Origin of the sequence: Craterilacuibacter sp. (assembly GCF_051659485.1) — a bacterium.
Taxonomy (GTDB): Bacteria; Pseudomonadota; Gammaproteobacteria; order Burkholderiales; family Chromobacteriaceae; genus Craterilacuibacter.
This window is the reverse complement of the sequence record NZ_JBOFOO010000322.1, coordinates 1-10,116: the sequence shown is the minus strand read 5'-3', so window position 1 is coordinate 10,116 and position 10,116 is coordinate 1. Positions and strand designations below refer to the sequence as shown.

11 protein-coding genes are annotated in these 10,116 nt (G+C 63.3%); all 11 read left to right on the top strand.

All coding sequences use genetic code 11. From position 1 onward, the window contains the following. Window positions 1–357 precede the first annotated feature (357 nt). Window positions 358–1,029: a hypothetical protein gene (locus ACRC1E_RS11170; RefSeq protein WP_438515173.1), complete on the top strand. Its 672-nt coding sequence runs from the start codon at window positions 358–360 to the stop codon at window positions 1,027–1,029. 14 nt (window positions 1,030–1,043) lie between these two features. Beyond that, window positions 1,044–3,152, top strand: a complete 2,109-nt coding sequence (gspD, locus tag ACRC1E_RS11165; protein ID WP_438515172.1) for a type II secretion system secretin GspD — start codon at window positions 1,044–1,046, stop codon at window positions 3,150–3,152. After that, window positions 3,149–4,603, top strand: a complete 1,455-nt coding sequence (gene gspE / locus ACRC1E_RS11160) for a type II secretion system ATPase GspE (protein ID WP_438515171.1) — start codon at window positions 3,149–3,151, stop codon at window positions 4,601–4,603. Before gspD ends, gspE begins: the two co-directional genes overlap by 4 nt. Window positions 4,604–4,612: 9 nt before the next feature. Further along, complete coding sequence (gene gspF / locus ACRC1E_RS11155; protein ID WP_438515170.1) at window positions 4,613–5,809, top strand: type II secretion system inner membrane protein GspF; 1,197 nt, start codon at window positions 4,613–4,615, stop codon at window positions 5,807–5,809. Window positions 5,810–5,852: 43 nt separating this feature from the next. Continuing rightward, window positions 5,853–6,281 (top strand): type II secretion system major pseudopilin GspG, encoded by a 429-nt coding sequence (gene gspG, locus ACRC1E_RS11150; RefSeq protein WP_438515169.1) that lies wholly within the window; start codon window positions 5,853–5,855, stop codon window positions 6,279–6,281. A 3-nt stretch (window positions 6,282–6,284) separates the two neighbouring features. Then, complete coding sequence (locus ACRC1E_RS11145; protein WP_438515168.1) at window positions 6,285–6,773, top strand: prepilin-type N-terminal cleavage/methylation domain-containing protein; 489 nt, start codon at window positions 6,285–6,287, stop codon at window positions 6,771–6,773. Continuing rightward, window positions 6,770–7,144: a type II secretion system minor pseudopilin GspI gene (gene gspI / locus ACRC1E_RS11140; protein WP_438515167.1), complete on the top strand. Its 375-nt coding sequence runs from the start codon at window positions 6,770–6,772 to the stop codon at window positions 7,142–7,144. Before ACRC1E_RS11145 ends, gspI begins: the two co-directional genes overlap by 4 nt. Continuing rightward, on the top strand, window positions 7,144–7,707 hold the full coding sequence (locus ACRC1E_RS11135) for a PulJ/GspJ family protein (protein WP_438515166.1): 564 nt from the start codon (window positions 7,144–7,146) through the stop codon (window positions 7,705–7,707). Before gspI ends, ACRC1E_RS11135 begins: the two co-directional genes overlap by 1 nt. Continuing rightward, window positions 7,704–8,681: a type II secretion system minor pseudopilin GspK gene (gspK, locus tag ACRC1E_RS11130; protein ID WP_438515165.1), complete on the top strand. Its 978-nt coding sequence runs from the start codon at window positions 7,704–7,706 to the stop codon at window positions 8,679–8,681. The genes ACRC1E_RS11135 and gspK overlap by 4 nt, the downstream gene beginning before the upstream one ends. Continuing rightward, window positions 8,678–9,835, top strand: a complete 1,158-nt coding sequence (gspL, locus tag ACRC1E_RS11125; protein WP_438515164.1) for a type II secretion system protein GspL — start codon at window positions 8,678–8,680, stop codon at window positions 9,833–9,835. The genes gspK and gspL overlap by 4 nt, the downstream gene beginning before the upstream one ends. Window position 9,836: 1 nt before the next feature. Beyond that, on the top strand, window positions 9,837–10,116 hold a 280-nt coding region (gspM, locus tag ACRC1E_RS11120; RefSeq protein WP_438515163.1), incomplete at its 3' end, for a type II secretion system protein GspM.

The window sequence follows — 10,116 nt, the reverse complement described above, 5'->3', positions numbered from 1 at the left end:
TGGACTTCGATTTTTTGATCGCTAATCATAGGGCAGCCATTTCTGCAGCGCGAAGAATTTCTGCATCCCCCTACAGGTGGAAAGAGAGAATATGGCTTCGGTCGAGGTAAGCGAAATTTTACCCAGATACATGCAGTGCTTTCCTTAACAATTTTATGTAAAAAATATTGTTTATGAATATTTTTTGATAGGGTAGGCTTGTTATTCCGCTTAAATGCTTATGCGCATGGGGTGTGATAATGGTAGCCTGCCACGCCATTCCGCATCTTAAAGGTGCACGCTGCGTTGGCTGTTGCGGCTTGTGGCGGCAGATGTAATTGTCTACCCTTGAAATTTATATGGAATAAAGACTACGGAATGGCGCTAGCTAAAATACGGCGGTTTGGTGGTGTTGACCGCTGGTCGGGTTTGATTATCCGCGGCTTGCCTTACGCCATAGGCTTGTTAGGCCTGTTCTGGCTGGGTGCGGTGATTTCCGGCTGGCTGGCGCCAGCGCCGCAGCAGTTCAAGCCGCTGTCGCAGCCGGCGCCGGTGGCCGATGCCGGCCGTGTGGCTGCCTTGCATTGGTTTGGCGAGCCGCTGGCTGCCGGCAGTCAGGCTGCAGCACCGGTATTGAAGGTGATCGGGGTGTATGCCTCGGGTAGTGTGCTGAGCGACTTTGCCATTATCGATGAGGGGCAGGGTGCGCAGGCCTTGCGTGTCGGCCATCAAAGTGCCGGCGGCTGGACCTTGTTGTCAGTCGGCCCGCGCAGCATACGGGTAGGCCGTGCCGGCGCCGAGCAGGAGTTTGCACTGTCGCGCGCTGAAGTGCTGCCGGGGATGGTCGAGCCTGCTACCGCTTCCGCCAGCATGCCGCCTCCTGTCGTTGCGGTGACGGATGCCCCGGTAGCGGAGTCTGCCCCCGTACCCGTCGAGGGCGAGCCGTCCCATCTTGTGTCGCCGTCCGCTATTCCGTCACCCAGTGCGCCTGCCGATACTTCAGCCCGCACGGATATCTTGCGCCGGCCGCCGCCGTTTACCCAACCGTGACCCGAGTGCCCCTTATGCGCTTAGCCCGTCTTGCTGCTTCCCTCGCCCTGGCTTTTCAATGCAGTGCCTATGCCGCGCCGTCCGACCCGGTGATGCTTAATTTTGTTGGTGCCGACATTCCGGTGGTGGTGCAGGCGATCGGTGATATCACCGGCAAGACTTTTGTGCTCGACCCCAGGGTCAAGGGCACGATCAATATCGTGTCGGCCAAGCCGGTGCCGCGCGAACTGTCCTATCAGATTCTGCTGTCCAGCCTGCGCATGCAGGGCTTCGCTGCGGTAGAAGGGCCGGGCGGGGTGGTGAAAATCGTCCCCGAGGCCGATGCCAAGCTGCATGCGCGCGCCGGCAATCCGCGCCGTACCGATGTCGACAGGCTGATTACCAAGGTGTTCGTGCTGAAAAATGCCAACGCCAACCAGTTGGTGCCGGTGCTGCGCCCCCTTATTTCGCCCAACAATACCGTGACCGCCATGGCGCAGGGCAATGCGGTGGTAGTGACTGATTACGCCGACAATATCCGCCGCATCGAGTCGATTATCGAGTCGGTGGAGAGTGCCGCCTCGGGCGATGTGGCGGTGCTGCCGGTGGCGTTCGGCTCGGCCATCGAGCTGTCCGGCATGCTGTCCAAACTGATGCAGGCTAGCGGTAACGAGGCCGGCAAGGTGACGCTGATTCCGGACGCGCGCGCCAATGTGATCATGGTGCGGGCCGATACGCCGGGGGTAATGGGCAAGGTGAAAAGCCTGCTCAAGATGCTGGACAAACCGTCGCAGGCCGGCGGCAATGTGCGCGTGGTCTACCTGAAAAATGCCGAGGCAGTGCAGGTGGCCAAGGTGCTGCGTACCCTGCTCACCAGTGAAGGCGGCGGTCTGGGCGGCGCATCGTCGCTGGGTGGGGGCACGACATCCGGCACGAGTGCCTCCTCCACGCCCTCGGGCAGCAGTAGCAGCGGCGCATCGGGTTCGGCTTACACCGGTGGCGGCGGCAGTACTTCATCCAGCCGGGCGCAGGACGATACGGTGTCGGGTACCGGTGCCATGGTGCAGGCCGATCCGGCCAATAACGCACTGATCCTGAATGTGCCGGACACCATGTACCAGAATTTGCGCGGCGTGATCGATCTTCTGGATAAGCGCCGGGCGCAGGTATTTGTCGAGGCGCTGATTATCGAGGTGGCGGCCGACCGGACGCTGGAAGTGGGGGTGCAGTGGCAGGCAGCAGGCAAGAACGGTTTTATCGGCACCAACTTCCCCGGTTCCGGTAGCAGTATTCTCGGTACTTCGCTGTCGCCTTCGCTGGGTGACGGCGGCAAGGACTCGGTGCTGGGGCAACTGGCGGCTTCGGGGGGGCTGAATATCGGCCTGATCGACGGCACGGTGAATATCCCGGGGCTGGGTGAAATCCTGAACTTGGGTGTACTGGCGCGGGCGCTGGAAACCCAGGCCAAGGGCAATGTATTGTCTACGCCTAACCTGATGACCATGGATAACGAGGAAGCCAAGATCGTTATCGGCCAGAATGTGCCGTTCCTGACCGGGCAATATTCCAGCACCGGCGCCAGCAATGGCGCGGCCAATCCGTTCCAGACTTTCGAGCGCAAGGATGTGGGGCTGACGCTGAAACTGACACCGCAGGTGTCCGAAGGCGGCATGGTACGCATGAAAATCTATCAGGAAGCCTCATCGATAGATCCCAACTCGGTGACCAGCCCTTCGGGCCTGATTACCAATACCCGTTCGATAGAGACCATGGTGTCGGTGCAGGACGGCAATATCATCGCGCTGGGCGGGCTGATACAGGAAACGGTGTCCGACGGCAATAATCAGGTACCGCTGTTGGGTGATATCCCGTTTATCGGTAACCTGTTCAAGTACAAGACCCAGACGCGCAAGAAGAGCAATCTGATGGTATTCCTCAAGCCGACCATTATCCGCGACGATGCGCGCGCGCGTTCGGTGGCGGGGGATCGCTATGACTTCCTCTTGGGCGAGAGCCGCAAGGTGGGGACGCAAAAACTGTCGCTGGACCCGCAAACCGCCTTGCAGGCGGTGCCGTCCAATAGTTTGAAGTCAGAGCTGGATAGTTGGGTCGAGCAGCAGCCGGAGGTTGCGCTCAAACCATGAGTACCCTCATCGACAAGCCGCTGCTGCCGTATGCCTTTGCCCGCAGCAACGGTGTGTTGCTCATCGAGGGCGCCGCCGGGCGCAGCCTGCTGCTTGCACCTGAGGCAAGGGATGCCGCCTGGGCCGAGGTGCTGCGTCAATACGGGCAGGTTGCCAGTGTGGAGGCGCTGACCCGCACTGCATTCGACCAGCGTCTGGCCGCGCTTTACGCTGATGGCCACAATGCCGATGCGGTAGACGACATCGGCCAGGATATCGATCTGTCGCAGATGATAGATTCGCTACCGGCAGTGGAAGATCTGCTGGAGGCGGATGACGACGCTCCTATCATCCGCATGATCAATGCGCTCTTGACTCAGGCGCTCAGGGAGCAGGCGTCCGACATTCATATCGAGGCGTTCGAGGATCGTTCGCTGGTGCGTTTTCGCATGGACGGCAGCTTGCGCGATGTGGCCAGCCCGCACCGTGCGCTGCATGCGGCGCTGGTGTCGCGCATCAAGATCATGGCGCAGATGGATATTGCCGAGAAGCGCATTCCGCAGGATGGACGCATCTCGCTGCGTCTGGCCGGCCGGCCGGTGGATGTACGGGTGTCGACCCTGCCCACCAGCTACGGCGAGCGCGTGGTGATGCGTTTGCTGGACAAGGATGCAACCCGGCTGGATCTGGAAACGCTGGGCATGGCCGCGGATACGCTGGCGGCCGTGGACAGGCTGATCCGCCAGCCGCACGGCATCCTGCTGGTTACCGGCCCGACCGGCTCGGGCAAGACCACGACCCTGTATGCGGCGCTCTCAAGGCTGGATGCGCGCCACAGCAATATCATGACGGTGGAAGACCCGGTCGAATACCAGCTGGACGGTGTCGGCCAGACCCAGGTCAACCCCAAGATAGACATGAGTTTTGCCAAGGCGCTGCGTGCCATTTTGCGTCAGGACCCGGACGTGGTGATGATAGGCGAGATCCGCGATCTGGAGACGGCGCAGATCGCGGTGCAGGCCTCGCTGACCGGCCATCTGGTGCTGGCGACCCTGCACACCAACGATGCCGCCAGTGCGGTCACGCGTCTGGTCGATATGGGTACCGAGCCTTTTTTGCTGGCCTCGTCCCTGCTGGGGGTGATGGCGCAGCGTCTGGTGCGCCGCCTGTGTCCGGCGTGCAAGGCCGTGCATGCGCTGCCGCTAGAAGGTGAATCCGAAATCGTGCATTACCGGCCGGTGGGTTGCCCGGCCTGCGCGATGAGCGGCTATCGCGGGCGGCTGGGGATTTACGAGCTCTTGGTGGTGGACGACAGCCTGCAGCGCATGGTGCATCAGGGCGCATCCGAGCAGGACATGCGCGAGTATGCGGCCCAAGGCGGCATGCGTTCACTGCGCGATGATGGCTTGCGCTGGGTCCGTGCCGGCGAAACCTCGCTCGAAGAAGTGCTGCGCATCACCAAGAATAGTTAAGGGCACACCATGGCTGCATTCCGCTATCTGGCCCTGTCCGACAAGGGCGCTGAAGAAAAAGGTGTGATAGAGGCCGATTCGGCCCGTTCGGCGCGTGCCTTGCTGCGCGAGCGCGGGCTGACCTTGCTGGAGATTGCCGCCGAAGGGGGCAAGAGCGGCATTCAGCCGCGCAGCCTGCCCAATGCTGAGCTGGCGCTGTTTACCCAGCAATTGTCGACCCTGCTGCTGGCCGGTCTGCCTCTGGAAAAAGCGCTGCTGGCGGCGGCCGAACAAAGTGAAAACCCGCGCACCCGCAGCGTGGTGTCGGTACTACGTAGCGAGATCATGGAAGGCCAGAGTCTGGGGCAGGCGCTGGCCAAATTGCCGGCGGTGTTCGGCCCCTTGTATATCAGCCTGGTGAAAGCCGGCGAGCAAAGCGGCCATCTGGACACGGTGATGGCGCGCCTGTCCGATTATCTGGTCAAGCGTCAGGCCCTGCAGCAGAAGGTGACGCTGGCGCTGGCCTATCCGGCGGTGGTGACGGTGGTGGCCATGCTGGTGGTGGTCGGACTGATGACTTATGTGGTGCCGCAGGTGGTGACCGTATTTGCCCAGACCAAGCAGACCCTGCCTTTGCTCACCCGCATGCTGGTGGCCAGTAGCGATTTTTTGCGTAGCTGGGGCTGGGCTCTGGGGCTGGGTGCGGCGCTGGCAGGCTATGGCTTCTGGCGCGCCTTGCAAAACAGCAGCTTCAAACGCATGGTGCATGTGCGTCTGTTGGGCATGCCGGTGATCGGGCGCATGCTGCGCAGCATCAATACCGCGCGTATGGCCAGTACGCTGGCTATCCTGGCCGGCAGCGGCGTGCCCTTATTGAATGCACTGGAGACGGCCAAGGGTCTGGTGGGCTTGCTGCCGATGCAGGAGGCGCTGACCGAAGCCACGGCGCGGGTGCGCGAGGGGGTGCCGCTGTCGCGGGCCTTGGCTGCCCGGCGCCAGTTTCCGCCGGTACTGATCCACCTGATTGCCAGCGGCGAAGCCAGCGGGACTCTGGCGCCCATGCTGGAGCGCGCCGCCGAGCAGCAGCAGCAGGAAGTCGAACGCCGGGTCGCCACTTTTACCACGCTGATGGAACCCTTGCTGATCCTGCTGATGGGCGGCATTGTGCTGGTGATCGTGCTGGCCATCATGCTGCCGATTATCGACATGAACCAGATGGTGCGCTGAGGCCGCGCACCTCTCCCGAATTCAACACCCGAGGAACTTCACAATGGCAAGACGCAAACAAGGCGGTTTCACCCTGATCGAAATCATGGTGGTGATCGTGATTCTGGGTATTCTGGCCGCGCTGGTGGTGCCCAAGCTGATGGGGCGGCCGGACGAGGCGCGTGCCGTGGCCGCCAAGCAGGACATCAACGCCATGGGGCAGGCGCTCAAGCTGTACCGGCTGGACAATATGCGCTATCCGAGCACCGAGCAGGGCCTGAAGGCGCTGAGCGAAAAGCCGGCGGCCGCGCCCTTGCCGAAAAACTGGAAGCCCGGTGGCTATCTGGAGCGCCTGCCGCTGGACCCGTGGGGCAATCCTTACCAGTACACCAGCCCCGGCACCCATGGCGAGATCGATATCTGGAGTCTGGGGGCCGATGGCGAGCCCGGCGGCGAAGGTGCGGATGGCGATATCGGTAACTGGCAGCAGTAAGCCATGCCGCTTTCGCGCATGCACGGCTTCACCCTGATCGAGGTGATGGTGGTGCTGGTGATTGTCGGCGTACTGGCGTCCATGGTGACGCTGTCGCTGACACCCGACACCCATCGCGTGATGGGGGACGAGGCGGTGCGCCTGTCGCGGGTGATAGAGCAGGCGGCGGATGCCGCCGAAATGGGTGACCCGCTGGTGCTGGTGTGGACGCGCACCGGCTACGGTTTTCGCCGCCAAGCCGATGACGGCCGCTTTGTGGATACCGGCGAGGACTTTTTTGCCGAGCACCGCTGGCCGGACGGCATCGTTTCCGGGGGCGCGCGCATCGACGGCGCGCCTGTCACGCCGGGCGAGGTGCTGCCCCTGTGGCAGGACGGGCGTGCCAGCGAGTTGTTGCTGGCGGTGGAGGCCGGTGGGCGTCGGGTGGAAGTGAGTTTGTCTGCGCTTGGGTTTGCCCGCGTGGAGGACATGAGCCCGGAGGCTGCGCCATGAAGCATGCGCGCGGCTTTACCCTGTTTGAAGTGCTGATTGCGCTGGCGATTCTGGCCATTGCGCTGACCGCCTTGCTGCGTTCGGCCGGCCTTGCCGCCGATAATAGCGAGGCGATGCGCCTGCGCATGCTGGCCAACTGGGAGGCGCAAAACCGGCTGGAGACCATCAAGGCACTGCGCGAATGGCCGGCCGTAGGCGGTAGCTCGGGCGGGATCAAGCTTGCCAGCGGCCAGCCCGCCTTGCGCTGGCAGCGCGATGTCAGCGGTACCCCCAATCCCAATTTCCGCCGCGTGGTGATCCGCATCCTGCCGGGCGAGGGCGGGACGTATACGCTGGCCGAACTGACCGGCTACGTGCAGAGGCCGCGCTGATGCCTAAGCTTGCGCGCGGCATGACCCTGATCGAGATTCTGGTGGCCATGAGTCTGCTGGCCATCCTGTCGGTGCTGGGCTACAAGGCCTTTTCCTCGCTGCTGATTGCCCGCGAGCATCTGGTCAGCCTGTCGGATGAGTGGATAGGCCTGGCACGGGTGATGCGTCGTGTCGAAACCGATGTCGGACGGCTGGCGCGTGACGGCGTGGTGGCGGATATGTCGGCCCCGGCCTTGCTGCTGGAAGACGAAGACGGCAAGCAAACGCTGCAACTGGCAGGCTACAGCAGCAAAAGCCCCGAGGGGCGCGAACTGCGTTATTACTACGCCGACGAAAACGGCCTGCAATGGGCCTCTACGCTGGCGGGTCTGGATGCCGAGCCGCGCCGTGAGCGCCTGCTGGGCGCAGGCTATCCGGTGCGCTTTGCGGTAATGCTGGCCGACGGCCGCGAGATGGAACGCTGGCCGGCACCGGGTATGCCGGCGGGCGATGCCCGTGCGCTGGTGATGACGCTGACGCTGCCGGCTGGCCAGCCGCTGCGGCGGCTGTGGAGCCTGCCATGAAGCATGGGCAAGAGGGGATGGCGGTGGTCATGGCCTTGCTGATCGTAGCGCTGGCGACGACGGTGTCGGCGCTGGTGCTATGGCAACAGGGCTTGTGGCTGCGTCAGGTCGATACCGACCGCGCGCGCGCGCAGACGCGGCTGGTAGCCGATGGGGGCTTGGCGTGGGCGGTGGAGATTTTGCGCTATGACGGCGAGACCTCGTCGGTCGATGCCTTGTCCGAATTGTGGGCGCAGCCGCTGCCCAAGACCGATGCGCAGGGTGTGGACGTACGCGGCGAACTGAGCGATGCGCAAGGGCGTTTCAATCTGAATGGCCTGGTGCGGGGCGGCGCGGTGCTGGAGCCGCAACTGGCGCTGTACCGGCGCTTGCTCGCGGAGCTTAAATTGCCCGATATGCTGGCCGATACGCTGGCCGACTATCTGGATGCCGATGAAGACAAGCGCGCAGCCGGTGCCGAATCGGCCGACTATCTGGCTTTGCGCCCGCCTTACCGCGCAGCCAACCGGCCGCTGCAGCGTGCCGGCCAGCTGGCCTGGGTCGAGGGCTATACCCCCGAGGTCATGGCCACGCTGGCTGCGCAGGTAGTGGCACTGCCCGAGACTATGCCTGTTGCCATTAACGTCAATACGGCGACACCGGCGCTGATGCGCGCACTGGTGCAGGGGGTGAGTGCCGGCGAACTGCAGGGGGTGATCAACCAGCGCGTCGACAACCATTTTATCGACGAGGCGGATTTCAAGGCACGCCTGCCGGCACGGGCACAATTGCCCGAGGGGGTGGCGCTGGCGACGGCCAGCCAGTATTTCCTGTTGCAAAGCGAGGTGCGTCAGGCCGCGGTGCGCCTGAGCGTGGCTGCGCTGATCCAGCGCAATACATTTACCACACGGCTGGTATGGCGCGAAGACGGACGGGTGCTCAGCGGCACGCGTGTCTTGTCCGGTGCGACCGGCCCCAATACAGAAACTCCATGACTGTTCTACGACTGATGTTGCGTTCGAGCTGGCCGGATAGCGAGCCGGGACTTGCCTGGGCCTTGATCGCCACCAGTGGCGAACAGCTGCAAGCGGGCGACGATGCGCCTGCTCACTGGCCCAAAAGCAATAGTACCGAGCTGATCCTGCCTGCCGGACAGACCCTGTTTACCCGCATCAAGTTGCCGCAGGCCAGTCGCGAGCGGCAGCTGGCGGCAGCCGGTTTTGCGCTGGAAGAGCAGCTGGCCGGTGACCCGGCCGCCAATCTGTATGCGCTGGGCGGCATGGCCGGCGGCCTGAATGCGGTGGCGGTGACTGAAGCTTTTGCGCTACGCCGTGCTGTTGCCATGCTTAAACAACTGGGGCGTGCACCGGACCGTATTTTGCCGGAAGAAATGTGTGTGCCCGAGCCGCTGCCGGGGCAATGGGTACTGGCGCGAGCGGCAGGCGGGCGCATTCTGCGCCGCTCGCATACCCAGGCCTGCGTGTTGCCGGATGGGGTGGTGGGCGATGCGCTGGCGGCAAGGTTGTTGGCCGAGGGCGCGCCCGAGTCGCAGCGCCTGTGTGGTGACGTTGCCGCCCTGGCTGACATCGCACAGGAAAAGACGGAGGCTGCCGGTTGGCAGACCGCGCGTGGTGCTACGCCTTATGATTTTGCCCGCGGCGAACTGGCCTCCAACCGTCTGTGGCGTGCATGGGCACCGGCGCTGAAAAGCAGCGGGCTGATTGTCGCCGTGCTGATCGCGGCACAGCTGGCGCTGCTATTGGGCGAGGCCGGGATGCTGGCCTGGCGCAAGCATCGCCTGAGTAGCGATATTCGTACCCTGACCCAGCCGCTGCTGGGTACACAGGCCCTGCCCGGCGCCAGCGCCTTGCCGCTGCTGCGTGCCGTGGACCGCTTGCGTGCCGAGCGTGGCGAGGCAGTGCGCGACGATGCGCTTTATCTGATGGCGCGTCTGGGTGAAGCGAGCGGCAATACGCTGAGCCTGAGTGTGCTAGAGAGCGAGGGCGGGCGCGTGGCGCTACAGGCACCGGCTTTACCGGACGAGACGTTTGCCCGAATGCGAACCCAGCTGGCTGGTGCCGGTATCGCCCTGAATAAGCGTAGCGGCGAGGGCGGTGTGCGCGAGTGGATTTTGACTAGGGAGCCTTGAGATGGCGCAATTAATACCGGGTGTCCTTGCCCGCTACCGTCAGCTGAGTTTGCGCGAACAGCGCATGCTGGGGGTGATGGCTGTGGCCGTGCTATCCACGCTGCTTTATTTCGCCATTTGGGAGCCTGCCCATCGCTATGTCGCCAAGACCCGTAGCCAGGTCATGCGTCTGGAGGCCGAGTTGGCATTCGACCAGAAACTGGTGCGCGAGGCGGAAGCACTCAAGCGCAAGCCGCTGGTGGCCACGCTGGGCGCTGCCGATCTGCAAAACGTGATCGAAC

Bases quoted from the DNA above. Each gene is read 5' to 3' on its own strand.
- ACRC1E_RS11170 (WP_438515173.1), top strand. From the start codon at position 358: ATGGCGCTAGCTAAAATACGGCGGTTTGGTGGTGTTGACCGCTGGTCG.
- gspD (WP_438515172.1), top strand. From the start codon at position 1,044: ATGCGCTTAGCCCGTCTTGCTGCTTCCCTCGCCCTGGCTTTTCAATGC.
- gspE (WP_438515171.1), top strand. From the start codon at position 3,149: ATGAGTACCCTCATCGACAAGCCGCTGCTGCCGTATGCCTTTGCCCGC.
- gspF (WP_438515170.1), top strand. From the start codon at position 4,613: ATGGCTGCATTCCGCTATCTGGCCCTGTCCGACAAGGGCGCTGAAGAA.
- gspG (WP_438515169.1), top strand. From the start codon at position 5,853: ATGGCAAGACGCAAACAAGGCGGTTTCACCCTGATCGAAATCATGGTG.
- ACRC1E_RS11145 (WP_438515168.1), top strand. From the start codon at position 6,285: ATGCCGCTTTCGCGCATGCACGGCTTCACCCTGATCGAGGTGATGGTG.
- gspI (WP_438515167.1), top strand. From the start codon at position 6,770: ATGAAGCATGCGCGCGGCTTTACCCTGTTTGAAGTGCTGATTGCGCTG.
- ACRC1E_RS11135 (WP_438515166.1), top strand. From the start codon at position 7,144: ATGCCTAAGCTTGCGCGCGGCATGACCCTGATCGAGATTCTGGTGGCC.
- gspK (WP_438515165.1), top strand. From the start codon at position 7,704: ATGAAGCATGGGCAAGAGGGGATGGCGGTGGTCATGGCCTTGCTGATC.
- gspL (WP_438515164.1), top strand. From the start codon at position 8,678: ATGACTGTTCTACGACTGATGTTGCGTTCGAGCTGGCCGGATAGCGAG.